General features: G+C 60.8%; 24 protein-coding genes. 15 read left to right on the plus strand and 9 right to left on the minus strand.

The window, feature by feature from the left end:
• Positions 1-128 precede the first annotated feature (128 nt).
• The 4 genes from QZ268_RS07190 to QZ268_RS07205 all read left to right on the plus strand — a co-directional run bounded on the left by QZ268_RS07190 (position 129) and on the right by QZ268_RS07205 (position 4,599).
• Positions 129-1,565 (plus strand): hypothetical protein, encoded by a 1,437-nt coding sequence (locus QZ268_RS07190; RefSeq protein WP_295450249.1) that lies wholly within the window; start codon positions 129-131, stop codon positions 1,563-1,565.
• A 71-nt stretch (positions 1,566-1,636) separates the two neighbouring features.
• The gene (locus QZ268_RS07195) at positions 1,637-3,538 is read left to right on the plus strand and encodes a PAS-domain containing protein (RefSeq protein ID WP_295450252.1); all 1,902 of its coding nucleotides are present in this window, start codon (positions 1,637-1,639) and stop codon (positions 3,536-3,538) included.
• Positions 3,535-4,239, plus strand: coding sequence for a response regulator transcription factor (locus QZ268_RS07200; RefSeq protein WP_295450257.1), 705 nt, complete (start codon positions 3,535-3,537; stop codon positions 4,237-4,239). Before QZ268_RS07195 ends, QZ268_RS07200 begins: the two co-directional genes overlap by 4 nt.
• A 132-nt stretch (positions 4,240-4,371) precedes the next feature.
• On the plus strand, positions 4,372-4,599 hold the full coding sequence (locus QZ268_RS07205; protein WP_295450259.1) for a WGR domain-containing protein: 228 nt from the start codon (positions 4,372-4,374) through the stop codon (positions 4,597-4,599).
• A 19-nt stretch (positions 4,600-4,618) separates the two neighbouring features.
• On the opposite strand, the gene QZ268_RS07210 is transcribed toward QZ268_RS07205, so the two are convergent.
• Positions 4,619-5,812 carry a hydantoinase/carbamoylase family amidase gene (locus tag QZ268_RS07210; protein WP_295450261.1) on the minus strand — a complete coding sequence of 398 codons (1,194 nt, stop codon included), beginning with the start codon at positions 5,810-5,812 and terminating at the stop codon, positions 4,619-4,621.
• Positions 5,813-6,110: 298 nt separating this feature from the next.
• On the opposite strand from QZ268_RS07210, the gene QZ268_RS07215 reads away from it, so the two are divergent.
• The 8 genes from QZ268_RS07215 (at position 6,111) to QZ268_RS07250 (ending at position 12,768) form a co-directional block, all read left to right on the plus strand.
• Positions 6,111-6,761, plus strand: a complete 651-nt coding sequence (locus QZ268_RS07215; RefSeq protein WP_295450263.1) for a histidine phosphatase family protein — start codon at positions 6,111-6,113, stop codon at positions 6,759-6,761.
• Between the two features lie 48 nt (positions 6,762-6,809).
• Positions 6,810-7,424 (plus strand): glutathione S-transferase family protein, encoded by a 615-nt coding sequence (locus tag QZ268_RS07220; protein WP_295450265.1) that lies wholly within the window; start codon positions 6,810-6,812, stop codon positions 7,422-7,424.
• A gap of 11 nt (positions 7,425-7,435) precedes the next feature.
• Complete coding sequence (locus QZ268_RS07225; RefSeq protein WP_295450267.1) at positions 7,436-8,488, plus strand: saccharopine dehydrogenase; 1,053 nt, start codon at positions 7,436-7,438, stop codon at positions 8,486-8,488.
• Positions 8,488-8,736 (plus strand): SemiSWEET transporter, encoded by a 249-nt coding sequence (locus QZ268_RS07230; protein WP_295450269.1) that lies wholly within the window; start codon positions 8,488-8,490, stop codon positions 8,734-8,736. Before QZ268_RS07225 ends, QZ268_RS07230 begins: the two co-directional genes overlap by 1 nt.
• A 12-nt stretch (positions 8,737-8,748) precedes the next feature.
• Entirely contained in the window at positions 8,749-9,891 is a 1,143-nt protein-coding gene (locus tag QZ268_RS07235; protein ID WP_295450271.1) for a saccharopine dehydrogenase family protein, read from the plus strand.
• Positions 9,892-10,054: 163 nt separating this feature from the next.
• On the plus strand, positions 10,055-10,648 hold the full coding sequence (locus QZ268_RS07240; RefSeq protein WP_295450274.1) for a Crp/Fnr family transcriptional regulator: 594 nt from the start codon (positions 10,055-10,057) through the stop codon (positions 10,646-10,648).
• Between the two features lie 89 nt (positions 10,649-10,737).
• Positions 10,738-10,929, plus strand: coding sequence for a DUF2892 domain-containing protein (locus tag QZ268_RS07245; protein WP_295450277.1), 192 nt, complete (start codon positions 10,738-10,740; stop codon positions 10,927-10,929).
• 162 nt (positions 10,930-11,091) lie between these two features.
• The gene (locus QZ268_RS07250) at positions 11,092-12,768 is read left to right on the plus strand and encodes a U32 family peptidase C-terminal domain-containing protein (RefSeq protein ID WP_295450280.1); all 1,677 of its coding nucleotides are present in this window, start codon (positions 11,092-11,094) and stop codon (positions 12,766-12,768) included.
• A 114-nt stretch (positions 12,769-12,882) separates the two neighbouring features.
• Here QZ268_RS07250 and QZ268_RS07255 read toward each other — a convergent pair whose 3' ends face one another.
• From QZ268_RS07255 to QZ268_RS07290, 8 genes are all read right to left on the minus strand, one after another.
• On the minus strand, positions 12,883-13,206 hold the full coding sequence (locus QZ268_RS07255) for a DUF3775 domain-containing protein (RefSeq protein WP_295450283.1): 324 nt from the start codon (positions 13,204-13,206) through the stop codon (positions 12,883-12,885).
• Positions 13,207-13,312: 106 nt separating this feature from the next.
• Positions 13,313-14,599, minus strand: a complete 1,287-nt coding sequence (locus QZ268_RS07260) for an adenylate/guanylate cyclase domain-containing protein (protein WP_295450286.1) — start codon at positions 14,597-14,599, stop codon at positions 13,313-13,315.
• Positions 14,599-15,810 (minus strand): DNA recombination protein RmuC, encoded by a 1,212-nt coding sequence (gene rmuC / locus QZ268_RS07265; RefSeq protein WP_295450289.1) that lies wholly within the window; start codon positions 15,808-15,810, stop codon positions 14,599-14,601. The genes QZ268_RS07260 and rmuC overlap by 1 nt, the downstream gene beginning before the upstream one ends.
• The gene (mutL, locus tag QZ268_RS07270) at positions 15,810-17,729 is read right to left on the minus strand and encodes a DNA mismatch repair endonuclease MutL (RefSeq protein ID WP_295450292.1); all 1,920 of its coding nucleotides are present in this window, start codon (positions 17,727-17,729) and stop codon (positions 15,810-15,812) included. The genes rmuC and mutL overlap by 1 nt, the downstream gene beginning before the upstream one ends.
• 122 nt (positions 17,730-17,851) lie before the next feature.
• The gene (locus QZ268_RS07275) at positions 17,852-18,781 is read right to left on the minus strand and encodes a metal ABC transporter permease (protein ID WP_295450295.1); all 930 of its coding nucleotides are present in this window, start codon (positions 18,779-18,781) and stop codon (positions 17,852-17,854) included.
• Positions 18,778-19,983, minus strand: coding sequence for a metal ABC transporter permease (locus QZ268_RS07280; protein WP_295450298.1), 1,206 nt, complete (start codon positions 19,981-19,983; stop codon positions 18,778-18,780). The genes QZ268_RS07275 and QZ268_RS07280 overlap by 4 nt, the downstream gene beginning before the upstream one ends.
• Before the next feature lie 13 nt (positions 19,984-19,996).
• A complete protein-coding gene (locus QZ268_RS07285; RefSeq protein ID WP_295450396.1) occupies positions 19,997-20,776 on the minus strand; it encodes a metal ABC transporter ATP-binding protein in 780 nt (259 codons plus the stop codon).
• A 41-nt stretch (positions 20,777-20,817) separates the two neighbouring features.
• Positions 20,818-21,753, minus strand: a complete 936-nt coding sequence (locus tag QZ268_RS07290) for a zinc ABC transporter substrate-binding protein (RefSeq protein ID WP_295450398.1) — start codon at positions 21,751-21,753, stop codon at positions 20,818-20,820.
• A 236-nt stretch (positions 21,754-21,989) separates the two neighbouring features.
• On the opposite strand from QZ268_RS07290, the gene deoC reads away from it, so the two are divergent.
• The 3 genes from deoC to QZ268_RS07305 are packed head-to-tail and all read left to right on the plus strand — an operon-like array spanning position 21,990 to position 25,580.
• A complete protein-coding gene (deoC, locus tag QZ268_RS07295; RefSeq protein ID WP_295450301.1) occupies positions 21,990-22,979 on the plus strand; it encodes a deoxyribose-phosphate aldolase in 990 nt (329 codons plus the stop codon).
• 4 nt (positions 22,980-22,983) lie between these two features.
• On the plus strand, positions 22,984-23,241 hold the full coding sequence (locus tag QZ268_RS07300) for a DUF1272 domain-containing protein (protein WP_295450303.1): 258 nt from the start codon (positions 22,984-22,986) through the stop codon (positions 23,239-23,241).
• Positions 23,238-25,580: an aldehyde dehydrogenase family protein gene (locus QZ268_RS07305; protein WP_295450305.1), complete on the plus strand. Its 2,343-nt coding sequence runs from the start codon at positions 23,238-23,240 to the stop codon at positions 25,578-25,580. Before QZ268_RS07300 ends, QZ268_RS07305 begins: the two co-directional genes overlap by 4 nt.
• Positions 25,581-25,607 lie beyond the last annotated feature (27 nt).

Consider the following 25,607-nt stretch of genomic DNA (forward strand, 5'->3'; position numbering starts at 1 on the left):
CCACCGCCTCAACGAAACGCCGCGCAAGTGCCTTGGCTACCGGACGCCCGCTGAGGTCTTTGAAAGCAACCTGATGGAAATTCAGAACCGGTTGGAGTAAAACGAGATATCAAGAACTGCACTTCACCGTGAGTTCACAGACCACTTGTTCGGATCATGTCTTTGCGCCCATCGCCGAGGCCTATTTGCGACTGCGCTGTGACCCCGCAGCGGTCTCTCCCTCGACCACTACGCAAACCCGAGCGCAGACATCCCCAGCCCCCCAGCCCCCCGCGGCGGTGACACCCGCGCAGCCAGATCCTGCGGCAGAGGCCCCCAGCCAGGTGGACCAATCGGCAGCAAACCCGGCTGCAGATCAGTTTGCGGCGCTGCTGTCCAAAGGAAAGGGCAATCGACCAGAGGTCGCAGTCCCCCCCCCTGCCTCTGCAGCCGCATCTGTTGCGCCCAGTTCGCCCTCGCCTGCTGCACTCTCACCAGCAGTGGCGACGCCGGCGTTCTCGGCCCAGCAGGCAGCCCTGCGGTCCTGCGCCGATGCCGCCGGGCATCCGCGCCACCCGCAGCTGATCAGCCAGCGCATCCAGTCTTCTGGGGTGGACTGGAAAGAACTGAACGCATTCTCTGCGATCCCGGCCTGCAAACGGGCGGCAAATCTCAACCCTGACACCCCTGCGGTGCAGGCGTTTTTGGCCCGGGCCTATGACAAGGCCGAAGATCTGCAGCAGGCCCTGTCCCATTACCGCACTGCAGCGGCGGCGCAGGATCCTATGGCGCAAACCAATCTGGCACTGATGTACCGCAAGGGTCAGGGCGTGACCCAGGACGATCAGATCGCCGTAAGCCTGCTTAAACGCGCCGCAGACCAAGGCTACCCCATTGCCGAAACCCAGCTTGGCTGGATGTATGAAAAAGGCCGCGCCGTGCCACAGGATGATGCCCTGGCCCTGTCCTGGTATCGTAGGGCCGCCAACAGGGATCACCCCCGCGCCCAGTATAATCTGGCCTGGATGTATGAAAAGGGTCGCGGCGTCAGCCAAAGCTATTCTCGCGCCTTCAGCTGGTATCAAAAGGCGGCGCAGGCGGAGCATCTGAACGCATTGTACAAGCTAGGCATCTTTTACCGCGAAGGGCATGGCGTGTCCCAGAACGACGTCGAAGCGGTGCGCTGGTTCCGCAGGGCTGCCAATCGTGACCTGGCAAAGGCCCAGACCTCGCTGGGGTGGATGTATGAAAAGGGCCGGGGCGTGCAGAAAAGCTACAGCCAGGCCCTGGAGTGGTACCACAAGGCGGCGGCGCAGGGACATGCAACCGCGACCGTCAACATCGGTGTCCAGTATGAGCTGGGGCGTGGGGTTTCGCAAAACGACCAGCGCGCGGTGTCCTATTACATCGACGGTCTGAAACTGGGCAGCGAGACCCCGTTGGGCTGGTCCAGCGATTCCTGGCGCCAAAGCACCCTGATGGCGATGCAACGCAGGCTGCGCGATATGGGGCTGTATTCGGGGGCGATTGACGGCAAGGTCGGCCCCGGCACCCGCTCTGCCATGCGCGCGCTCATAAACGGGTAACTCTTCCCCGCGTCAGCGCGCCGCCCTTGCTCTTTTGGGTCAGGATGGTACCCCATGCCCGGGGAGGCACCATGAATACATCCGACAAAACACGCGCCGCGATGACCACTGCCGGGCTGAACCTGATTGCCCAGGCGATCTCGATCTATGACAGTGAGCTGCGGCTGGCGGTTTGTAACAACCGGTTTCAGGAAATGTTCAACCTCCCCAATGATCTGGTCAGCCCCGGAGCGCATTTTGAAGACACCATTCGCCATATCGCCGCCAGCGGTGAATATGGGCCAATGGAGGATATCGAGGAATTTGTCAGCGCCCGGGTGGAACAGGCGTTGGATTTTGAACCCCACTATATCGAACGCACCCGCGCCAATGGTCAGATGATCTCGATCGAAGGCGCACCGCTGCCCCAGGGCGGTTGGGTTGCGGTCTACACCGATATCAGCCGCACCAAACGGGTGGAGCAGTTGTTGCGGGCCAAATCTGAGGAAATGTCAGACCGGTTGATCTCTCACACCGAAGAGCTCTCGGCGACCAACCGCAAGCTGGCCGCCACCATCACCGCCCTGGAAGAGGCAAAACGCCAGCTCACCGAAATCGAAGGCCGCACCCGGCTCACCACCGAGATGATGCCAGCCCATATCGCCCATGTCGACGGCGATGGCTATTACACCTATACCAACAGGCGGCTAAGCTCGGTGTTTCCCAGCCGCCCCTCTGAAATTCTGGAAATGCATATCTCCGAGGCGCTGGGGCCACAGGCATTTGCCAAGATCGAGCCACATCTGATGGCGGCCTACAAGGGCGGCAGTCCGGTGTTTGAATTCACCGAGGCCCATGACAGCCGCCGCATCCGGGTGGCCTTTACCCCCGACAAAAGCGGCGGCGTTTATATTCTGTCGATGGATGTCACCGAGGAAACCCAGGCCCGCGTTGCCCTGCAACAGGCGCGCAGGCGCGAAATGGCAGCGCAGATGACTTCGGGGCTGGCGCATGATTTCTCCAATCTCCTGACCATCATCCTTGGCATGCAGGGCAAGCTCGACAAGATGCAGCTGCCGCCCCAGGCCCAGGACATGATACGCGGCACCCTGGCCGCGGCGCGGCGCGGTGGCCGGTTGCTGAACCGGATCGCCGAGATGACCGGCCAACGCAGCCTGCGCCCACAGGCCACCAATATGCACGCGCTACTGTCCGAGCTGAAAATCCTCGCCACCCCTTCGTTGCCGCAGGGCATGGGGTTGAGCGTGCTGGACAATACCCCCGATGTCTTGTTGCTGCTGGATGCCGGCAAGCTGCAGGACGCGCTTCTGAACCTGATCCTCAACGCCCGTGACGCCTGCGGCATCAACGGGCAGATCACCGTAAGCGCCCATGTGGTGGGTCAAATCTGGCTGGAAATCAGCGTCACGGACACCGGCCCTGGCTTCTCCAGCGAGGCGCTCAAAAACGCTCTCAACCCGTTTTTCACCACCAAGGGCAGTGAAGGGTCAGGCCTGGGTCTGCCCATGGTCTATGACATGGCAAAATCGGCAGGCGGCGACATGCGGGTGGGCAACACGGTGTCCGGGGCCAGCATCACCCTGCGCTTGCCCTATCGGGTGGCCCCCGATGCCAAAGGCGGCCTGGCGCTTTTGGTCGAAGACAGCGAAGAGCTGCGCGCCACCTTCCGCGATATGCTGATTGATCTTGGCTATTCAGTGATCGAGGCCACCAGCGTCGACGAGGCCTCAGCTCTGGCCGCCGACCTGCCGGATATCGCATTGGTGCTGTCAGATGTGCGGCTAGAGGGGGAGGCAACCGGCATTGATCTGGCGCAACGCCTGAAAGGCACCCACCTGCCTATTGTATTGATGACCTCTTTACCGCCCAGTGATCCGCAGTACCGCATGGCTCTCAAGGCTGGACCGGTGCTGCAAAAACCCTTTACGACCCAGCAACTGTCGGCCCTCATCACTCCGGAGACACCAGCATGACCGCGCCCCTCGTCACCATTCTGGACGATGAACCCGAAATTCGTCAGATTCTCACCGATTGCCTGCAGGACGCCGGGTTCCGCACCCAAAGCTTTGCCCGCGCCCGCGAGTTTGAGGCCTCCCTCAAACGGGTGACACCGGATGTCTGCCTGGTTGACCTGTCGCTGCCGGATGTGGATGGGCTCGCCCTGGTGCATCGCCTGGCGCTGGAACAGGGCGCTGCCGTCATCATCATTTCGGGCCGCGCCCAGGTGCAGGATCGCGTCACCGGGCTGGAACTGGGAGCCGATGACTATATCACCAAGCCCTTTGATCCCGCCGAGGTGGTTGCCCGCATTCGCGCCCGCCTGCGCGCTGGCCCCCGCAGCCAGCCAGTCAGTGGCAACGCCGCCGAGTTTGCCGGCTGGACCGCATATTTTGACCGCTATCTGCTCGAAGATGACAAAGGCGTCGAAGTGCCGTTCTCCCATGCCGAAGGAGAGGTACTGCGGCTGTTTCTCGACAGTCCAAAGCGGCTGATTTCGCGGGCGCAGATGCAAGAAAGCCTTGGCGGTGGTGCTGGTGACAGCTTTGACCGGGCCATGGATGTGCGGGTGTCCCGCCTGCGGACCAAACTGCGTGAAGATCCCAAAAACCCGCGCCTGATCAAAACCATCTACGGGGCGGGTTATATTTTCCTTGGGGATGTGACCTGGCGCTAACAGGCATTAAGCCAGAACTGGCCCGGGGACAAACAACCAAGGGTGACGCGGTGCCAGCCTCTCACGGGTGCGGCGGGAAATCCTGACAGACCGCTCTTGCCGCAACGATTCGCTCTGGTATAGAATCACCCTATGGCCACCTGTCTGCTTTATTGCCAAACCCAAAACCGCCGTTCCCGGTTCTACAGGATCGAGCTGGCGTTGAACCTGTTTTCCGAGGTTTCGGTCCTCCGGGAGTGGGGCGTTGCAGGCCGCAATGGCCAAAGCACCATCAACATCTATGACAACCTGCGCGAGGCCTCGCTGGCGGCGGACAAACACCGCAACCGCATGCTGAAACGGGGCTACGCCCGCGACTGACCACGGCCAAAAGCTTAGCTCACAAAGACAATGCCGCCTGGTTCAGAACTTCCAGCCCCTTTACCAGGTCCGCCTCTTTGGTGTCCTCATCAAACGCGTGGCTGATGCCACCAATCGAGGGCACAAAGAGCATTGCACTGGGCATTACCTGAGACACATTGGCCGCGTCATGCAACGCCCCTGACGGCAGGTCCAGCCATTTTCCTGGCGCCAGATCCTCTGCTGCGGTGCGCAGCGCCTGTTTGAGGCGCGAATCCATCGCCGCGGGTTCAATACCGCCAACCTCCCCCAGTTCGATCTTGACCCTTTGCTCGCGGGCAACCTCTGCCGCCACCTCACGCATGATCTGTTCCATTTGGATCAAACGTTCCCGATCGCCATCGCGCCACTGCAATGCGAACCGCGCCAGACCTGGAACAACAGAGGAGGCATTCGGGCTCAGCTCCGCATGGCCCAGCGTCCAGACGGTTTCAGGCGTCGCCACCGCCGAGAACCGCTCGTTGATCCGCTGGTTAAAAGTGGACAGCGCCTGAAACGCATCCTGACGCAGCGCCATCGGCGTGGTGCCTGCGTGGTTCTGGCGACCCGTTATTGTGACCCGAACCTCGCGAATGCCAACAATGTCGCTGACCACGCCAATCTGATCCCCCGAGACATCCATGCCCGGCCCCTGTTCGATATGCATCTCGATAAAGCCGGTGAACATGTCATGGGGCAAAAACTCGCGGTTCCGACCGGCCATACGCGAGCGGGCCACGCTCAGCGTCAGGCCATCTGTGTCGGTCAGGGCATCCGCCTCTGCCAGCGAGATTTTTCCAGTCCAGACATCAGAGCCGGTAAGAATGCCAAACCGCCCCTCTTCGTCCTGAAAATTCACCACGGAAATAGGCGGGCCACCTGCTTCTTTGGCAGCGCGGGCGATTTCCAGCCCTGCCACCACCCCCAGCGCCCCATCGAGCCAGCCACCTTCAGGCTGACTGTCACTGTGAGAGCCGATCAACAGAGATTTTTCTCCGTTCAACCCGAAGAGATTGCCAACGGGATCAAGATGGGTTTTCAGACCTGCCTCCTGCATCCGAGAGGCCAACCAGCGGCGCGCCGCGATCTCCACTGCGGTAAAGGCCGGGCGGACAACGCCCTTTCCCTGTCCCGAAGCACCAAAGGACCGCAACCGGTGCAGATCCTCGAGAAAGCGATCAGGGTTCAGGGTCATGGGCGTACCTCTGTTGGGGATTGTCAGGCGTCGAGCGCCGGGCATCAGTCTTGTCGCATTCTGCGATACCTTGACTAATTCATGGCTTTGCCCCCAGTGCAATGGTCAAGACGTGGATCTGCAACATTTACATCTAATTGCGGCGAAATAGCCAAATCGAACATTTTCAGGCTCAAACCGGCCTAACAGGGGTGAACTTTTTCCATCCCATCAAAAAGCTGCACCCATCCCAAACACGCTCTTCCATGTCGCTGCTGGCTCACCTATGAAATTGAGGAACAGAAATAGGATCCGTCGCATGACACATATCACCCTGGTCCGCCACGGGCAGGCCAACACCGAGGCCCGCGATGAAGTCAGCTATGACCGGCTGAGCGAGCTGGGGCACCAGCAGGCGGCCTGGTTGGGGCGCTATCTGGATGCCAGCGGCAGCCATCACCCCCGCGTCTATTGCGGCACCCTGACCCGCCATATTGAAACTGCTGCGGGCATGGGCTGCGCCGAGGTCATTCAGGATGCCCGCCTCAACGAGATGGAGTATTTCACCATGGCCCAGGCCATGGAGGTCCAGCAAGGGCTGGCCGTTCCGCAGGAACGCGAAGGCTTTATCGCGCATCTGCCAAAGGTGTTCAAAGCCTGGTCAGCCGGAGAAATCAAAAATCCTCCCGAAAGCTGGGAAGACTTTGAAAACCGGACCCAATCAGTCCTGACCGAGATTGCTGACGGGGATGGTCCCGCCCTGGTGGTCACCTCGGGTGGCTTTATCTCAATGGCGATGCGTCAGGCCATGGGGCTTGATACCGACGGGATGGCCCGTATGGCCCTGGCGATCATGAATACCTCGATGCACCGGCTGTTTCCCATCGGCGGTCATCTGAGCCCGGTCCTGTTCAACGCGGTGCCGCATCTGGACACTGCGGATCGGCTCTACGCGCAGACCCACCTTTGATGCCCGGCCCACGCTCTGCCCCACCCTAGCCCCAACAGGAGATCTGACATGCAACTCTATTACGCCCCCGGGACAATTTCGGTTGCTGTCGCAATCGCGCTGGAAGAGGCTGGTCTCGACTATGAGGCTATCAAGATTGATTTTGCCAGCAAGGAACAGACCAGCCCCGCCTATGCCCAGATCAACCCCAAATCGCGGGTGCCTGCCCTGGCGGTGGACGGCGGCATCCTGACCGAAACCGGTGCCCTGCTGGACTATATTGCCGATATTGCCCCTGATGCAGACCTGCGCCCCACTGATCCGGTTCTTTTGGCCCGAATGCGGGAGGTGATGTATTATCTCGCCTCGACCATGCATGTGAACCACGCTCACAAGATGCGCGGCAGCCGCTGGGCCAGCAAGACCTCCAGCTACAAGGACATGCAGGCCAAGGTGCCACAGACCATGGCCGACAGCTGCGCTCACCTGAGCCAATACGGGCTGCGCGGTCCCTTTGTTCTGGGGGACAGGCTCAGCCTTGCCGATTGCTATCTCTACGTGGTCTGCACCTGGCTGCAAGGCGATGGCGTGACCCTTGCAGATTTTCCCAAAATACAGTCCTTCATGGCGGCAATGGAACAGCGCGACTCCGTGCGCGCAGTCACTGCCAAGGACATGCTCTAAAGGATCCCACAATGACACATCTCTGGGTACGGGCCGAACAGCGCCCCAATGAAGACCGCGTTGGCCTGACGCCCGAAGGCGCCAAGGCGCTCATGTCAGGCGGCATCAAGGTCACGGTGGAGGAGAGCGCGGTACGCGCAATCCCCCTGCAGGGCTACATCGATGCCGGCTGTGAGATCGCAGCCGAAAACTCCTGGCCCAGTGCCCCGGCGGATGCCATCATCTTTGGCCTCAAGGAACTGCCCGAGGATGGCACCCCGCTGCCCCATCGCCACATCATGTTTGGTCATGCCTTCAAAGGCCAGCATTCGGGCAAGGCGCTGCTGGACCGGTTTGCCGCTGGCGGCGGCACGCTGTATGATCTGGAATATCTGGTGGACGAGGCAGGCCGACGGGTTGCCGCCTTTGGCTATTGGGCCGGCTATGCGGGCGCTGCCGTCACCCTGAAAAGCTGGTGTGCCCAGCAGCGCGGCGACATCTGCGGCCCCGTGGGTGTCTACCCCGGCAAGGATGCCCTGCTGGCGGAATTGAACGCCGAGTTGAAAGCTGTGCAGGCAGATGTGCCCACCGCCATTGTCATCGGCGCCATGGGTCGCGTCGGCACCGGCGCTGCGGATCTATGCGAGGCAATGGGGATCACCGTCACCAAATGGGACATGGCAGAGACTGCAAGCGGCGGCCCCTTCCCCGAGATCCTGCAGCACGATCTGTTTCTCAACTGCATCTTTGCCCGCCCCGGCACCCCTGTCTTTGTGCCTGCCGAGGCGCTCTCGGCGGCGCGTAAACTGACGGCGATTGGCGATGTCGCCTGCGATCCCGACAGCGATTACAATCCGGTGCCGATCTATGATCAGGCCACCAGCTGGGAGGCCCCGGCGCTGCGCGTTGCCAGTGATCCGGTGATGGATGTGATGGCGATCGACAACCTGCCGTCAATGCTGCCGGTCGAAAGCTCCCATGACTACGCCGGACAGCTGCTGCCCTCGCTGCTGACGCTGGCTGATCTGAAATCCGGCGTCTGGGGTCGAGCCGAGGCCACATTCCGCGAATTTGTACCCGCCTGATGGAGCTGTATGTGGGATATCTCGCGGCCTTTATGGGGACCATCTGCTGGCTGCCTCAGGCCTGGAAGGCCTGGGCCAGCCGGGATACATCTGGTCTGTCTCTGGCTGCAAACTTGATGTTTCTGCTCACCGTCAGCCTGTGGTTTTTATATGGGATCATGGTCAACGACTGGCCGATCATGATTGCCAATATCTGTGCCATTCTCATTGTGGTGAGCATTGTCGCCGCCAAACTGCGTTATAAATAAGGGAGAACTCTCATGACTATTCATTGGTGCGGCACCGGCCTCTCCGCCATTCCCGGCCTGCGTCGCCTGCTTGAGGCGGGCCATGATGTTGCCGTCTGGAACCGCACGGCCGACAAGGCCCGCGCGGCGGTCGGCGATCTGACCTCCAATATCCATGCCTTTGACATCAACAACCTGGGCGAGATGCTGAGCCCCGCAGACGTTGTTGTCTCGATGCTGCCCGGCGACTGGCATGTAGCGCTGGCGGAGCTGGCGATCTCAAAAGGCGCCCATTTTGTTTCGTCCTCCTACATCGCGCCTGAAATGCGCGCGTTGGATGGCAAGGCCAAAGACGCCGGTGTGGCGCTGGTCAACGAGGTGGGGCTTGACCCTGGCATCGACCACCTGATGGCCCATGCGCTGGTGGATGAGTACAAGGCCTCAGCCGCCTTTGATCCGGCCAATGAGGTGAGCTTTCTGTCCTATTGCGGCGGCATCCCAAAGACCCCCAACCCCTTCCGCTACAAATTCAGCTGGTCGCCCCTGGGCGTGCTGAAAGCGCTGCGCTCACCCTCGAAATCAATTCGTGATTTCAAAGAGCTGGACGTCGCCCGCCCCTGGGACGCGATCTCTACCTTTGACGCGCCCCTGCCCACACCAGAGAGCTTTGAAGTTTACCCCAACCGCGATTCCCTGCCCTTTATCGGCCAGTATGAGTTTGGCGCTGACTGGAAAGTAAAAGAGTTCGTCCGCGGCACCCTGCGTCTAAATGGCTGGGCGCAGGCCTGGGACGCTGTGTTCAAAGAGGTAGAAACCCTGGAAGGCGAAGCCGGAGATGCCCGACTGAAGGAAATGTCAGATCAGTTCTGGGAAGAAAACTCCTATGATGAGGGCGAGCCCGACCGGGTTGTGCTCTGCGTCGATCTGAAGGCAGAAAAAGCAGGCGAGACCGTCTGGCACAAAACCTATGTGATGGATGCCTGGGGGGACGAACGTGGCACCGCCATGGCGCGTCTGGTCTCTTATCCGGTGTCCTATGCTATTGAGGCGGTGATGAACGGTAAGATCGACCCCGGCGTACACGCCGCCCCCAGCGATGCCGGGCTGGTCGCAGACTGGATGGGCAAGATCGGCACATTGGCGCAGCACTTGGAGGTCACCGACCGCCTCGCCTGAGACCTCGGATAATCGACATTTAAAGGGCCTGCGCAAGCGGGCCCTTTTTTGGTTCTCCCCTTTTTGATACGTCCCAAGTCTCGCTGGACTGCGGCTTGGATGTCGCTTGCACTTGCCAGCCTGCTGGTGTCGGGTAGACCCAGTTCTGTTAGGAGTGGCCCTGATGAAGATCGGTAGAAAATTCTCGGCGCCAAAGGGCACCACGCTGTTCAGCCCTGGACAGGAGTGCCCCGGATTTCTGGTCCTGAAACAGGGCTGTATCAAGGTCACCCTGACTGGCAGCAGCGGCCGCGAGGTGGTACTGTACCGGGTGCACCCCGGTGAGGTCTGCCTGCAGACCTTTACCTGCCTGATCGAGGATCAAACCTATGCCGCGGAGGGTGTAGTCGAAGAAGATCTGCACGGAGATCTGATCCCGGCAGGCCAGTTTCGACAGGTGATCGAACAGGATGAGGCCTTTCGCAATGACGTGCTGACCTCCGTTGCGCTGCGGTTCAGCGAATACCAGCAACTGATCGAAGACGTCGCGCTGACAGGGTTTGACGCCCGCCTTGCCAAGGTGCTGCTGCGTCTTGTCGATGCTACCGGGATCGTGCCTGTCACCCACACCGCGCTGGCGGCTGAAACTGCCTCGGGGCGCGCATATGTGTCGCGTCGCCTGGCGGAATTTGCCCGCCGTGGCCTGGTCGAACAGCTCTCGGACGGTATTCACATCTGCAATGCACCTGAGCTGGCGCAGATTGCCGAACAAAAATAGATTTCTTGGCCAATCTGGTGACTCTGTCACCGTCTGTCACATCTTGGTTTTGCTATACTATTCGCAGCACCGCAAAAGGAGATCTTCCCATGACCAAGAACGAAGGCAAAATCGACCGCATCCTGCGCGTCATCGCCGGTATCGTCCTGCTCTCGCTTGTCTTTATCGGCCCCCAGTCGCTTTGGGGCTTGATCGGGATCGTGCCTCTGGCCACTGGCCTGCTGGGCAACTGCCCGCTCTACACAATCCTTGGTATCAACACCTGCCCGCTGAAAAGCTGACGGCAGAAGGCGTATAATTTGGCGGAATTCTGCGCCCTTTGGCCAGCCTGTTTCACTGGGCTGGCCTTTGCAGATGCGCACCTCTTTGCGCTAGATCATATCTTTCTGTCCCGGCCCGTTCTATAGGCGCGCTTCCCCATTCCTGGTGAAGAGACCCAGCCTATGACCCGCGCCGCAACATCACCTATGAAACGCTCCGAGCTTTTGATGCCCGCAGGCAACCTGCGCAAGCTCAAGCTGGCCATTTTATACGGGGCTGATGCGGTCTATCTCGGCACCCCGGATATGTCCCTGCGCACCAAATCCGAGTTCTCGCTGGAGGAGGTGATCGAGGGTGTAGCCTTCTGTCACGCCCATGGGCGGCGCGCCTATCTGACCCTGAACCTGTTTTCCCACAACAAAGACATCGAAAAGCTGGACGAATATATCGACACCGTCCGCAAGGTGCGCCCCGATGGTTTGATCATCGCAGACCCCGGCGTCTTTCAATACGTCAAGGACCGCGCCCCCGAGCTGCCGCTGCATATTTCAACCCAAAGCAATATCTGCTCCTGGCTGTCGGTCAAATTCTGGCAGGATCAGGGGGCTGAGCTCTGCGTTCTGGCCCGCGAAGTTTCGTTTTCTGAGCTGAAAGAGATCCGCGAAAAATGCCCGGATATCAAGCTGGAGGCCTTTGTACATGGGGCCATGTGCATGACCTATTCCGGCCGCTGCCTGCTGTCGAACTTTATGGCCGAACGCGGTGCCAATCAGGGCAATTGCGCCAATTCCTGCCGCTGGAACTATAGCTTCCGCATGCGCCTGAAGGACGGCACCGTGCAGGATCTTCAGATCACCGATGACAACGCCGATATGTTCGAATTCCTGCTGGAAGAGGGCTGCCGCCCCGGTGAGCTGATGCCGATTGAGGAAGACGCGCGCGGCTCCTACATCCTCAATTCCAAAGATCTCTGCATCATGCCAAAGCTGAACGAATACCTGGAGATCGGCGTTGACAGTCTCAAGGTTGAGGGACGCGGCAAGTCTGAATACTACTGCGCCATCGTCGCCCGTGCCTACCGCATGGCGATTGATGACTACTACGCAGACCCGGAAAACTGGGACCCCAAACCCTATATGCGCGAGCTGGAGGCGGTGGGCAATCGCGGCTACACCCTGGCCTTCCATGAGGGCCGGTTGACCAATTACGCCCATAATTACGAACACACCGCCTCTCTAGCGCAGTGGGAGTATGCCGGTGTCGTCACCGAGGTGACAGAGGATGCCTTTCTGGTGGAGGTGAAGAACAAGCTGGTCGCCGGCGAGGTGCTGGAGTTTGTCTCTCCCATCGCGCGCGAGACTGTGCTGTTGCGGGTCTACGACTTTGAAAACGCCACCACTGGGCAAAGAACAGAGGTCGTGCAGGGTAGCACCAAGACGGTGATCCGCCTGCCCTTCACCCTGTTCGACCACGAAGACATCGACGCGCTAAAGCTGCGGTTCCCGCAGTATTCGGTGATGCGCAAGGAACGCGCCCTGACCGAGGAACAATGGAACCGGGTGCGGTTTGACAAGCTCACCCAGGGGTTGGAGATCAGCGGCAAGGAAAACCCCGCCGCCTATGCCAAGCGTCGCGATGCCCTAGCCAACAGCATCGAGGAAGACGGCAATACCCGCCGTTTTAAAACCAATCGTATTGGTGTCGAGGGCTGTTGCGGCAAAGGCTGCAACGGCTGCATGATCTTCTGGCAGGATGACCAATACGCCCGCGCCCGCGACGTGCTGCTCAAGCGCAAACAGGGCCAGCAGCTCAGCCGGGCCGAGGCCGCTGAGCTGAAACAGGCAGTCCCGCAGCTGTAGATGATCTGCCCGCCAATGCCCCAACTTCAGGGGCACAGGGTCCGGGGCCTCAGGTTACGCGACCTCGGATTTCGGGGGCTTAGTCCACTGGGTTCTGGCCCTCATCAGATCGGCCTAACGGCCGATCACATCATCCTCGACATCCTGCACATCGACGCCCAGCGCATCCAGACCAGCCTCTATGTTGTCGGCCAGATGTGGGGTGCCAATCAGATAGTCAGCCGTCGGGGTAGAGGCCTCAGATTTGGCTGTTGCAATGGCTTCGGCCAGTTCTTCCGGCTCAAAACTGCCCCGGCCAACCCACATGATTGCGGTGAGTTCCGCCTGCTCATCTATGCCCAGGCGGTCGATAAAGGCGCGCAGTTCGCCCTCTGCCCGTCCCAGCTCCCGTGCCATCAGGGCCACCTGTGCAATCTTGCGTGTGGAAATCTCCAGCATTTTCCGTCTCCCTCTGTTCGCCGTTAGGACCATCAGACAGCAGCACAACCCGAGGGTCTTTGATCTGGGGCAAGAAACCAGCGATGGAGCAAATGGCCCGGCGCGCTTAGCCCTCCAGTGCCCCACGTCCGAAGATTTCGACCCAGCTGCTGCGCCCGCGCAAATGCTCCGTCGGCAGCGCAGACCAACCCTCGCGCGCGGGCTCGCTTCCTGCCGCCTGCAGCACCGCCGCCGAGGCAATCACATCCACGCCTGCCGATTTGGTCAACTCTTCCAGACGCGCCGCCGTATTCACCGTATCGCCAAAAACCGAATACTCCAAACGCTGGGCATCGCCGACCACACCGGAAAAAACCTCGCCCAGATGCAGACCAATCCCCACACGCACCGGTTTGCGCCCCTCAGCCTGACGCTCCCTGCCCCAGTCCTTCAGCTCCGCCAGCAGATCATCGACACAGGCTAGGGACCGGGCCGCAGCGCTCTCGCCTTCAAACAGGATCATTGCAGCATCGCCGATGAACTTGTCGATCATACCCTGGTTCTGTCCCACCGCACGCTGCACGCGGCGGCGAAACTCGCTGATATAGGCGCCGACTTCTTCCGGTGCCCGGCCCTCGGACCACTGGGTAAAGCCGCGAATATCGACAAACATCACCACCATTTCCTGCTGGCGCCCTTTGCGCAGCTCGCTCAGCTCACCCGCCGCCAGCCGGTCCGCCATCTGCGCCGGTAGATAACGGGTAAGATTGGCGCGGGCGCGGGCATCCGTAATCGAACTATGCAACAGCTGCCGCGCCCGGTAGGCGGCCACAATCAACACCAACCCGCCCAGGGCAATCATCACAATCCGCACCATATTTGGGGGCAACAGCAGCATGAACTCGGCACGCGCAGCCAGGTCAGGTGTGATTTCTTCGGGCTGCCAGAGCGTCAGATAGAACAGACCTCCCACCGTCAGCACCACACAATAGGCCTGCAAATAAGGATTAAACCGCAACACTGCAAAGGCCAGAATAACCGGCACCAGCCAGGTGGGTGGCAACAAAAAGGTCAGCTCCCCGGGAAAGCCAGTATTGCTCAGTCCCGCCCATGTGTTCACCAGCATAAACAGACAATCCAGCGTCACCGCTGGCCAGACCATCCAGCGCCGAAACCGCCCCGAGGTGGCCAGCCAATAAGAGATCGCCCCCAGGACAAAATACGACAGCAGCGTGAGCAGCGCTAATAGCCACTGGATCCTCAGATAAGACTGGTCTGCGCCCTCTCCCTTTACCAGGATCAAGAAGGCGGCCAATAAACAACCAGCCACGGCGACACGCAGAACGGCCACCATCCGCTCAACCTTCACCTCCGCCTGACGCAGTAGTTTTGTATCCAGAGGTTCGCTTTTCATTATGGGGTCTGCTCCAGGGGCGCAATAGTGCCAGCGACATCGCCGGCGATCTCTTCAAAATCAAAATTATCCAAACGCTTGGCCCGTTTTCCGGCCTTTTCAGCGCTGACTTGGATCTCTGCAATATCCTTGGCGGCCTGGCCAAAATGGCGGTCCAGATTGCCCACCCGTTCCCCTAAGCGTTCCATATCCCGGTACAAAAGCCCCAATTCAGACCGTATCGCCCCGGCCTGTTCGCGCATCCGCGCATCCTTGAGAATCGCGCGCATGGTATTCAGTGTCGCCATGCAGGTGGTGGGAGAGACAATCCAGACCTTGGCGGCAAAACCTTCCCGCACCACGGCGGTGAAGTTGGCGTGCAGCTCTGCATAAACTGCCTCTGAGGGCAGAAACATCAACGCGCCTTCGGCGGTTTCACCGTCAATAATGTATTTTTCCGAGATCGCAGTGATATGCGCCCGCAGCGCCGCTTTCATTTGCCGAATGGCATAGGCTTTCTCGTCGCGGCTCTCGGCCCGGTGCAGCGCCTCATAGGGCTCCAGCGGGAATTTGCTGTCGATGACAATTGGCCCCGGCGGGTTGGGCAGATGCACCAGGCAATCAGCGCGTTTGCCGTTGCTCAGGGTGGCCTGCATTGTGTAGCTGCCCGCCGGCAGCGCCTTGGAGACAATGTCAAACAGCTGAATTTCCCCAAAGGCACCGCGAGTTTGCTTGTTGGACAAAATGTCCTGCAGCCCCAACACATCCCCCGACAGCTTGGTGATATTGTCCTGTGCCTTGTCGATCACCGCCAGACGTTCCTGCAACTGGGTGAGCGAGGTCACCGTGCGTTTGCTGCTGCCATGCAGGCTTTCCTGCATGCGCTCCTGCATCTGCGCCATGGACTGCGCCTGGCGCAGGGCATTGTCCGCCAGCCGGTCATTCATATGCTGCTGCACCGCAGTCAGGCGCGCCTCTACCGTCTGCACCATCTGCACCTGTGCGCTCGCCTGGGTGTCGGACACATGCTGCAAACCGCCCTGCAATTGATGCACAGATTGGCCCAGCTGGCCGATCTGCCCCGTGAGCGGCCCCATGGCCCGCGCCACCCGCGCCGAAGCCCGCAGAGACAGGATGAGCAGCAACACCAGCAGGGCAGAAAACCCGCCTGCCAGAAGGATCAGCAGCCCGACCTCATTCATTGCCTGAACTGCCTCCTCCATGCCCTCCATCAGCTGCGCCCAAACAGCCGTTCGATATCGGCAAGCTTCAGCTCCACATAGGTGGGGCGACCATGGTTGCATTGGCCGGAATGCGGTGTTGCCTCCATTTCGCGCAGCAGCGCATTCATCTCTTCGCCGCGCATGCGCCGACCGGACCGGATCGACCCGTGGCAGGCAACCCGGGACAGGATCGCCTCCAGCCGCGCCTGCACCAGCTGGCTTTCGCCCTGGTCGTCCAGCTCATCCAGAATATCTTTTACCATGGCCTCTGCGTTCACCTCTCCCAGCAATGCGGGGGTTTCACGCACGGCGAGGGCATTTCCGCCGAAAGCTTCCAACCCGAGGCCAAATTTCTTCAGCGCCTCCGCATGGGCGAGAATACGCGCGCAGTCATTGCTGCCCAACTCTACGATCTCGGGAATCAACAAGGCCTGGGCGGCGACACCATTCTCCGCCATCTGCTGCTTCAGATTTTCATAGACCAGCCGCTCATGGGCCGCATGCTGATCGACGATCACCATACCGTCAGCGGTCTGGGCGATGATGTAGTTTTCATGCACCTGCCCGCGTGCCGCCCCAAGCGGCAATTGCTCGGCCCCGGGCGCGGTGGTCTCGGGCGCATCCGACACGGGCCCCGGGGCCTCGGTTAGGCGGCCACTGTATTCTCCTTGCAGCTCGGCAAAGCCTTCGGTCTCCGGCGCGCCATATGTCGACGGCGGTGCTGGCGGAGACGCGGGGTGTTGCCCGGCATAGGACGCCGTCCGCGCCCCCATCGAGGGGCGATCCATCTGATAGACCCGTGCCGCGCCGCTGGCGGTTGGCGCCTCTGGCCGCATTGCTCCCAATGTGGCCCCGGCCACCGTGGTCGAGGCCCGATGCCCGGCCTCGGCCAGGGCGTGTCGCAGTGCCGAGACAATCAGCCCACGTGCAAGCCCAGGATCGCGAAAGCGCACTTCGGACTTCGCCGGATGTACATTCACATCCACCAGGGTAGGGTCGCAGTCGATAAACAGCGCCGCCGCCGGATGGCGATCACGGCTGAGAAAATCAAAATAAGCCCCCCGCAGCGCTCCGGTGAGCATCTTGTCCTTGACGGGCCGCGAATTCACAAACAGGAACTGCGCCACCGCGGCCCCCCGCGAATAGGTCGGCAGGGCTGCATAGCCAAACAGGCGAATACCCTCGCGGGTGGCATCTATACGCAGCGCGTTTTCCGCAAATTCCCGCCCCAGCACCGAGGCCAGGCGCCCATGCAGCGCGTCAAACAAATCGCCGGTCAGCGGATCCGCGCGAAAGGTCACACGGCCTTCACCGCCACCAGAAACATCGCGCAGGGTGAACCCCACCGAAGGCTCTGCCATGGCGAGCCGTTTAACCACATCGCCAATCGCCTGAGATTCCGCCCGGTCCGTACGCATGAACTTCAACCGTGCCGGGGTGGCATAAAACAAATCACTCAGCTCGACGATGGTGCCGGAGCGCAGGGCGGCTGGCCGCACCGGCTCCATCTTGCCCCCCGCCACCCGGATCTGCGCCGCATCATGGCCTTCGGCCCGGCTGGTGATGGTCAACCGCCCCACCGCGCCCAGACTTGGCAGCGCCTCGCCGCGAAAGCCGAAGGTATGGATATTCAGCAGATCGGTGCCATCAATTTTTGAGGTCGCATGACGTGACAGCGCCAGCGGCAGATCGCGGGAGGTCATGCCACAGCCATCATCCGTCACCCGGATCAGGGTCTTGCCGCCATCTGCGATCTCGATGGTTATCCGCTGCGCGCCGGCATCAATGGCGTTTTCCACCAATTCCTTGACGGCCGAGGCCGGGCGTTCCACCACCTCGCCAGCGGCGATCCGGTTGATTGCACTGTCATCAAGCTGACGAATGGTCGGGCGATCATGATCGCTGATATGGGGGGCTTGGCTGCTCATACCGCTAAATTTAGCAGCTTCCCACGATTCTACCACAGGGTCTGGTGCAAAAACGAACAAGAGGGGAACAAAAATATGCTCCCCACTCTGTGGTCTAACCTGTCAGCCTGCTGCGGTCTGCGTCAGACGCCCACCGGCGCGCCGGACCGGCCACGACAGGGACCAAAACGGGCGGCAATGGCCAGGATCACCCCAGAAACCGTGGCAATCATGCCCGCAGCGCTAACAGCATCCGCCGCCCCCAGCCACAGCGGCCCAAAACCCGCCAGGACATAACCCAGCACCGCCGAGAGCACCGCAAAGAGAACACTCCAGGCGATCTGCGCTTCCAACCGGTTGGTCATCATGCGCGCCGCCGCGGGCGGGCAGATAAACATGGCGATCACGATGATCGAGCCCACCGCATCAAAAGCGGCCACAGCGGCGACAGCGGCGGTGATCACCAGCCCCAGCCCCAACAGATTGGTGCGGATCCCCATGGTGCGGGCAAAGCCTTCGTCAAAGGTGGAGATTTTCAACGCCCGCCAAAACAGTGCAATGAACAGACAAACCCCGACCAGCGTCAGCGCCATACGCGGCAGCTCAGCCGGGATATAGCGCAGCGCCTCCGGATCCAGCAGCGAGACCCAGCCGGTGGCATCCAGCCAAATCAGGCTTTCCAGGTTGCCATAAAGCGCATGTTCCACATCCAGATGCACCGCTGAGGTATCACTTTGTTCCAGCAACAACACCCCACCGGCAAACATGGAGGTGAACACCACGCCCATGGCTGCGCCGGGCTCAATCCGGCCCAGACGGCGGATTGCTTCGATCATCACCACGGCAAAAACCGCTGCCGCCGCCGCGCCCAGCATCATCGGCCAGGCGGCGATCATCCCGGTCACCAAAAAGGCCACAACAATGCCCGGCAGCACCACATGGCTGATGGCATCGCCGATCAGGGCTTGCCGCCGCAACAACAGGAAGTTCCCCGGCAAGGCACAGGCCACGGCGGCAAAAATGCCAATCAGCATTGGCGTCAGCGACAGGGGGACAAACTCTTCACCGCTCATGACATAACCTCGCGTGGGCCACCGATCTGGCGGTCAATTTCCTGAATTTGATCCTGCGTCAGCACCGTTTCAATGTCGCGTAGCCCATCATATAGCGCCGCTGCCGCCTCGTGGGTGATATCACTGCGCACCACTTGCCAGCGGCGCTCGTCACGCAGCGCCTTGGCAGCGCGGGCGCGGCCCCTGGCGGTTGCCACCCCATCGGCGCGGGTCAGGCCTGCGCGGCGCAACAATCGCAGGGTGAGACTCTCGTAGATTGCCTGGCCCTGTGCCAGCGCCAACAGCCCCTGACGCAGATGCACCCGACGCTGAAACCGCAGATGGCGCAGCACTGCCGCCAGCACACCGCGGTTGGGTGCCAGAAACAGGGACAGCACAAAGAAGGCAAAACTAACCAGAACAATCAGCGGCCCCGTCGGCAGGTTGGGCGCCGAGGCGGACAGGGCCGCCCCCAGATAGGCAGCCACACCGCCAAACAGGCCGGCAAGAAAGACCACATGGTCGGATCGTTCCGACCAGAACCGCGCGGTAACAGCGGGAATGATCAGCAGCGCCACGATCAGGATCAGTCCGACAATTTTCAACCCCACAACAGTGACCGCCATGACCAGCCCCATCATCAGCATGTCGATACGATCTACCGGCAGGCCACGGGCGGCGGCATATTCGGGATCAAAAGCCACCAGGGTCATCGGCCTGCGCATCAGCAAAACCAGCAACAGCGTCACCGCACCGCCTGCCGCAATCACCACCGCATCGCTATACAGCATGCCCGCAGTAGAGCCGAGCAGGAAGCCCTCCAGCCCCGCCTGACGTCCGACACCAAGCGTTTGAATAACCGTCAGTAATACAATGCCAAGGCCAAAGAACACCGACAGAACCGCACCAATAGCGGCGTCCTCGGCCAGGCGTGTGTTGCGGGTCAGCCAGTTCATGCACCACAGGCCAATCGCGGCAGAGACCGCCGAGCCCAGCAAAAGCCCCGCCAGATTGCGACCATCCCCCCCGGCGAAGGCCATCACCAGAAAGGCGATGCAGACACCGGGCAAGGTGGCGTGGCTGACCGCGTCCGAGACCAGCGCGCGTTTGCGCAGAAACAAGAAGGTGCCCGTGATCCCCGCCGAGGTGCCCAAAAGCGCGGCCCCCAGGGCAACAAGCGTGGCGTTATAGCCGAGCTGAAGCAGCAAAGCGTCCAGTAGCATAGGGGTGCTCCTCTCAAACCTTGGCCAGTTGATCAATTTGCGAGGTTGCCAGCCGCCCGCCATAGGCCGCCTGCAGGGTCTCTTCGGTAAAGGCCTGGGCCACCGGGCCTTCGGCAATGCTGCGGGTGTTGATCAGGAAGACATTGTCGAAATACTCGGTGACGGTGGCCAGATCGTGATGCACCACCACCACGGTTTTCCCGGCCTCACGCAGGGATTTCAAAACCGCGATAATCGCCTTTTCAGTGGCCGCATCCACCCCGGCAAAAGGTTCGTCCAGCAGATACAGGTCCGCCCCCTGTGCCAGAGCACGGGCCAGAAACACCCGCTGCTGCTGACCACCCGAAAGCTGGCCAATCTGGCGGCTCGCAAAATCCGCCATGCCAACACGGGCAAGACAGTCCAAAGCTTTGGCGCGATGGGCGCGTTTGACCCGCCCCAACAGGCCCAGTTCGCGGTACAGCCCCATCAGCACCACATCAATCACCCGTGTCGGGAAATCCCAATCAACGCTGGCGCGCTGCGGCACATAGGCGATCCGGGCGCGTTGCTCTGCCAAAGAGCGGCCAAAAACCGTCACCCGGCCAGAGACAGGTGGAACAATGCCCAAGGCCGCTTTGAGCAGAGTTGATTTCCCCGCCCCATTGGGGCCGATGATCGCTGTCATCTGTCCCGGTTCAACGGTCATATCTACCGAGAATACCGCCGGTTTTTCACCGTAAGTTACGGTAAGGCCGCGAATGGCAAGGGGGCTTTGGGCGATCTTTGCATTCTGCGCCGCGCCGCTGTCCATATGGGCCGCAACCGGTGTTTCTACAATTTCTACTGTCACAGTCATAATCCCGCCGAAAGCTTTCCATCCATGCCGCGGGCCGGGGTTTCTACCGCCCCAAGCGCCCTGGCAATGCTTGTCATATTATGATCCAGCATCCCGAGGTATGTGCCCTCATAGGTGCCGTCAGCGCCCATCGCATCGGAAAACAGCTCCCCGCCGATAGAGACCTCATGCCCCTGGGCAGCCGCTCCTTCGATCAGGGCCCGCATGGAGCGATCAGAGACCGAGCTTTCGACAAAAACCGCTTTGATATCGCGTGAGACCAGCAGATCAACAAGTTCGCCAATCCGGTTCAACCCGGCCTCTGACTGGGTGGAAATACCCTGGACTCCCAGAACCTCAAATCCAAAGTCCCGGCCAAAGTAGCCAAAGGCATCATGGGCGGTCAGCAGGACGCGGTTGTTTTCCGGCACCTGAGACAGGACATCTGTCCCATAGGCGATCAGCCGGTCCAGATCTGCCAGATGCGTCGCGGCATTGGCGGCAAAAACCTCCGCCGATTCGGGGCGTGCCGTGGTCAGGGCCTCTTGCACCTCTGCGACAACCAGTTTCCACAGCACGGGGGTCATCCAGACATGGGGGTCATATTTGTCGGCATAGTCATCATGGCCCCGCAGCAGATCCTTTGGCAGCCCTTCCGCCACCGCCACCACTGGCCGCTTGCGTTCCAGATCATGGAAAAAATCCTGCATCTGCGCCTCAAGGTACAGACCATGCCACAGCACCAGATCAGCCCGGGTCATGGCCACAATGTCCGAGCGCGTCTGACGATAGCCATGGGGATCCACCCCCGGTCCCATCAGGGCCTGGATCTTTACCGCATCGCCGCCAATCTGACGCGCCGCATCTGCGATCATTCCAGTGGTCGCCACGACTTTGAGCGGCGCCTCGGCCAGCACCCGGCCTGCGGTCATCGGCAAAGCCAGAAGCATCATCAGGCCCAGATAGGCAAAGTGTCTCATACGCATGGGCCGGAGCCTCCTGTTTGTAGCGGTTGGGTTGAATATGAGAATGATTCTCAACTTAGTCAATGAAATTGCGACTTATTCGCAAGAAACTTCTCTGACGTTTGTCCAAAAGGTCAAAATCAGCCCCACCTCCTGCGTGGTTTACTTGCCAAGATGCCGCACCCGTGCGACTTTTGCGCAGAACTCTGTTGAGGATCCCCGGAATGGAAAGCCAAACCTTGCAAGATACAAAACCGCTGGCACTGGCCCAGGAGCCCCGCAACCCGGGCATGGACCTGGATCTGGATTGGGTCGCAGGCGTGCAGGCCAATACCTCTGCGATCGAACGTCGCTGCGCCACGCTGCCTGCACGGCGCAGCGTCAAAAAGGACTATCAGGCCGCCTGGTTGCTCAAGGCGGTGACCTGCATCGACCTGACCACCCTGTCCGGGGATGATACCGAAGAGCGCGTGCGCAGGCTCTGCGCCAAGGCGCGTCAGCCGGTGCGCGGGGATATCCTGCAGGCGCTCGACATGCCGCCACTCACCACCGGGGCGGTCTGCGTCTATCACGAAATGGTCGCAGCAGCGGTTCAGGCACTGAAAGGCACCGACATTCCCGTCGCGGCGGTCTCAACCGGTTTTCCAGCCGGGCTGTCGCCCTTTCACCTGCGGGTCGCCGAGATCGAGGAAAGCGTCAAGGCGGGCGCCAAGGAGATCGACATCGTGATCTCGCGCCGCCATGTTCTGGCGGGCAATTGGCAGGCGCTGTATGATGAAATGCAGGCCTTTCGCGCGGCCTGCGGCGAGGCCCATGTCAAGGCGATCCTCGCCACCGGAGAGCTGGGGTCGTTGCGCAATGTGGCGCGGGCCTCGCTGATCTGCATGATGGCCGGGGCGGATTTCATCAAGACCTCCACCGGCAAGGAGAGCGTCAACGCCACCCTGCCTGTCAGCCTGGTGATGATCCGCGCCATCCGCGACTATTACGACCGCACCGGCTTCCGCGTTGGCTACAAACCCGCCGGAGGTATTTCCAAGGCCAAGGATGCGCTGGTCTATCTGTCGTTGATCAAGGAAGAGCTGGGAGATCGCTGGCTCCAGCCCGATCTGTTCCGCTTTGGCGCCTCCTCCCTGCTGAACGACATTGAACGTCAGCTGGAACACCACACCAGCGGCGCCTACTCTGCCAGCTACCGCCATGCGATGGCCTGAGCAGATGCTGGAGCTGAGACCAAATTGTGAGTGCTGCGACCGCGATCTGCCGCCGCAGAGCCCAGAGGCCCGTATCTGCACCTTTGAGTGCACCTTCTGCGCCGATTGCGCCGACAACATCCTCAAAGGCGCCTGTCCAAACTGCGGCGGCAATCTTGTGCCGCGCCCTCTTCGTCCCGCAGCGGCCCTGCTGCGCCATCCTGCCTCCAGCCAACGGGTGCTAAAACCCCAGGGCTGCACGGCTAAGGAGCCGATACAATGACCATCAAAGAGAAGTTCGACGCCATGGATTACGGCCCTGCCCCCGAAAATGCCGCCGAGGCCTTGGCTTGGCTGATTGATCAGGGCGACCGGTTTGGCCATTTCATCAACGGTGCCTTCACCGCGCCTCAGGATGGGTTTGACAGCCGCAATCCCGCAACGGGTGAGGTACTGGCCACCCTGAGCCAGGCAACCCAGGACGATGTTGATGCGGCGGTAAAATCCGCGCGCACAGCGCAGCCAAAATGGGAAAAGCTCGGTGGGCCGGGACGCGCTCGCTATCTCTATGCTATTGCCCGACTGCTGCAGAAACACGCCCGCCTGTTTGCGGTGCTGGAAACGCTCGACAATGGCAAACCAATTCGCGAAAGCCGTGATATTGATATCCCGCTGGCGCAGCGCCATTTCTACTATCACGCCGGCATGGCCCAGCTGATGGAAAGCGAACTGCCCGAGGCCCAGGCGCTTGGGGTCTGTGGCCAGATCATCCCCTGGAACTTCCCGCTCTTGATGCTGGCCTGGAAGGTCGCGCCTGCGATTGCCATGGGCAATACCGTGGTGCTGAAACCGGCAGAATATACCTCGCTCACCGCGCTGCTGTTTGCAGACATCTGCCAACAGGCTGGCCTGCCCAAGGGCGTGGTCAATATTGTCACCGGCGATGGCGCCGTTGGTGAAATGATCGTCGCCGCAGAGGTGGACAAAATCGCCTTTACCGGCTCCACCTCTGTGGGGCGCCGCATCCGCGAAGCCACCGCAGGCACCGGCAAGGCGCTGACCCTCGAGCTGGGAGGGAAATCGCCCTATATCGTGTTTGACGATGCCGATCTGGACTCCGCTGTGGAAGGCCTGGTCGATGCCATCTGGTTCAATCAGGGCCAAGTCTGCTGCGCCGGCTCGCGGCTGTTGGTGCAGGAAAACATTGCCGATCGGTTCTATACCAAGCTCAAAGCCCGCATGGACAAGCTGCGCATCGGCAACCCGCTGGACAAATCCATCGACATCGGCGCGGTGGTGGATCCAGTGCAGCTGGAAACCATCACCACGCTGGTTGCCGGCAATCAGGCCGGGGAAACCTATCAGCCCAGCCTGCGTCTGCCGCCCCAGGGCTGCTTCTTCCCACCCACCCTGATCCAGGGTCTGGCCCCGTCAGATCCGCTGATGCAGGAAGAGATCTTTGGCCCGGTGCTGGTCTCCTGCACCTTCCGCACCCCCGCCGAGGCGGTGGAGCTGGCCAATAACAGCCGCTACGGGTTGGCGGCCACCGTCTGGAGCGAGAATATAAATCTGGCGCTGGATCTGGCGCCAAAACTGGTGGCCGGCGTGGTCTGGATCAATGGCACCAATATGTTTGATGCCGCAGTCGGGTTTGGCGGTGTCCGTGAAAGCGGATTTGGCCGCGAAGGCGGCTGGGAGGGGCTTAGCGCCTATACCCGCCCCAAAGGCAAAACCAAACCGCTGGCACCTGTCGCGGCCTTTGCCGGCAAACAGGATAGCCACAGCGCCGATCCGGTGGACCGCACCGCCAAGATGTATATCGGTGGCAAGCAGGCACGACCCGACAGTGGCTATTCAAAGCCCGTCTTCAACAGTCACGGCGGGCTTTTGGGTCATGTAGGCATGGGCAGCCGCAAAGACATCCGCAACGCAGTTGAGGCCGCCGCCGGAGCCAAGGCCTGGTCCAAGACCACCGGCCATCTGCGGGCGCAAATTCTGTATTACATCGGCGAGAACCTGTCAGCACGGGCGGATGAATTTGCCCATCGCATTGATGCCATGACTGGTAAAAAGGCAGGGGCCAAAGAGGTTGAGACCGCGATTGAACGGCTGCTCACCGCTGCCGCCTGGGCCGACAAATACGACGGTCAGGCCCATGCTGTGCCCATGCGGGCGGTTGCCCTGGCCATGAAAGAACCCGTCGGGGTGATTGGCGCGCTCTGCGCCGATGAGGCGCCGCTGTTGGGGCTTGTCTCGGTCATGGCGCCTGCCCTGGCCATGGGCAACCGGGTGGTGCTTGCCGCCTCGGGTCCCTTCCCGCTGGCCGCCACTGATTTCTATCAGGTGCTGGAAACCTCGGATGTGCCCGCCGGCGTGGTCAATATTCTGACCGGCGAGGCCACTGAGCTGGCACAGCCCCTGGCCGCCCATATGAATGTGGATGCGGTCTGGAGCTTTTCTTCAACCGATCTGGCGCAGACAATCGAAGAGGCCTCGGCGCTCAACCTCAAACGGACCTGGGTCGCCCATGCCGCGTCGCTCGACTGGAGCCACGATCACAGCCGCAAGTTCCTGTTGGAAGCCACCGAAGTGAAAAACATCTGGGTGCCCTACGGCGAATAGAGAAAACCCCCAGATTCAGGCCCGGCG

Origin of the sequence: uncultured Pseudophaeobacter sp., assembly GCA_905479575.1 — a bacterium.
GTDB lineage: Bacteria > Pseudomonadota > Alphaproteobacteria > Rhodobacterales > Rhodobacteraceae > Pseudophaeobacter.

What these genes read in the sequence shown, in the direction of transcription:
- QZ268_RS07290 (WP_295450398.1), bottom strand. Translation starts at nt 21,753, where the DNA reads ATGATGCTTCTGGCTTTGCCGATGACCGCAGGCCGGGTGCTGGCCGAG.
- QZ268_RS07240 (WP_295450274.1), top strand. Translation starts at nt 10,055, where the DNA reads ATGAAGATCGGTAGAAAATTCTCGGCGCCAAAGGGCACCACGCTGTTC.
- QZ268_RS07230 (WP_295450269.1), top strand. Translation starts at nt 8,488, where the DNA reads ATGGAGCTGTATGTGGGATATCTCGCGGCCTTTATGGGGACCATCTGC.
- QZ268_RS07285 (WP_295450396.1), bottom strand. Translation starts at nt 20,776, where the DNA reads ATGGACAGCGGCGCGGCGCAGAATGCAAAGATCGCCCAAAGCCCCCTT.
- QZ268_RS07205 (WP_295450259.1), top strand. Translation starts at nt 4,372, where the DNA reads ATGGCCACCTGTCTGCTTTATTGCCAAACCCAAAACCGCCGTTCCCGG.
- QZ268_RS07250 (WP_295450280.1), top strand. Translation starts at nt 11,092, where the DNA reads ATGACCCGCGCCGCAACATCACCTATGAAACGCTCCGAGCTTTTGATG.
- mutL (WP_295450292.1), bottom strand. Translation starts at nt 17,729, where the DNA reads ATGAGCAGCCAAGCCCCCCATATCAGCGATCATGATCGCCCGACCATT.
- rmuC (WP_295450289.1), bottom strand. Translation starts at nt 15,810, where the DNA reads ATGGAGGGCATGGAGGAGGCAGTTCAGGCAATGAATGAGGTCGGGCTG.
- QZ268_RS07210 (WP_295450261.1), bottom strand. Translation starts at nt 5,812, where the DNA reads ATGACCCTGAACCCTGATCGCTTTCTCGAGGATCTGCACCGGTTGCGG.
- QZ268_RS07225 (WP_295450267.1), top strand. Translation starts at nt 7,436, where the DNA reads ATGACACATCTCTGGGTACGGGCCGAACAGCGCCCCAATGAAGACCGC.
- QZ268_RS07220 (WP_295450265.1), top strand. Translation starts at nt 6,810, where the DNA reads ATGCAACTCTATTACGCCCCCGGGACAATTTCGGTTGCTGTCGCAATC.
- QZ268_RS07195 (WP_295450252.1), top strand. Translation starts at nt 1,637, where the DNA reads ATGAATACATCCGACAAAACACGCGCCGCGATGACCACTGCCGGGCTG.
- QZ268_RS07245 (WP_295450277.1), top strand. Translation starts at nt 10,738, where the DNA reads ATGACCAAGAACGAAGGCAAAATCGACCGCATCCTGCGCGTCATCGCC.
- QZ268_RS07275 (WP_295450295.1), bottom strand. Translation starts at nt 18,781, where the DNA reads ATGAGCGGTGAAGAGTTTGTCCCCCTGTCGCTGACGCCAATGCTGATT.
- QZ268_RS07215 (WP_295450263.1), top strand. Translation starts at nt 6,111, where the DNA reads ATGACACATATCACCCTGGTCCGCCACGGGCAGGCCAACACCGAGGCC.
- QZ268_RS07300 (WP_295450303.1), top strand. Translation starts at nt 22,984, where the DNA reads ATGCTGGAGCTGAGACCAAATTGTGAGTGCTGCGACCGCGATCTGCCG.
- QZ268_RS07255 (WP_295450283.1), bottom strand. Translation starts at nt 13,206, where the DNA reads ATGCTGGAGATTTCCACACGCAAGATTGCACAGGTGGCCCTGATGGCA.
- QZ268_RS07200 (WP_295450257.1), top strand. Translation starts at nt 3,535, where the DNA reads ATGACCGCGCCCCTCGTCACCATTCTGGACGATGAACCCGAAATTCGT.
- QZ268_RS07280 (WP_295450298.1), bottom strand. Translation starts at nt 19,983, where the DNA reads ATGCTACTGGACGCTTTGCTGCTTCAGCTCGGCTATAACGCCACGCTT.
- QZ268_RS07260 (WP_295450286.1), bottom strand. Translation starts at nt 14,599, where the DNA reads ATGAAAAGCGAACCTCTGGATACAAAACTACTGCGTCAGGCGGAGGTG.
- QZ268_RS07235 (WP_295450271.1), top strand. Translation starts at nt 8,749, where the DNA reads ATGACTATTCATTGGTGCGGCACCGGCCTCTCCGCCATTCCCGGCCTG.
- QZ268_RS07305 (WP_295450305.1), top strand. Translation starts at nt 23,238, where the DNA reads ATGACCATCAAAGAGAAGTTCGACGCCATGGATTACGGCCCTGCCCCC.
- deoC (WP_295450301.1), top strand. Translation starts at nt 21,990, where the DNA reads ATGGAAAGCCAAACCTTGCAAGATACAAAACCGCTGGCACTGGCCCAG.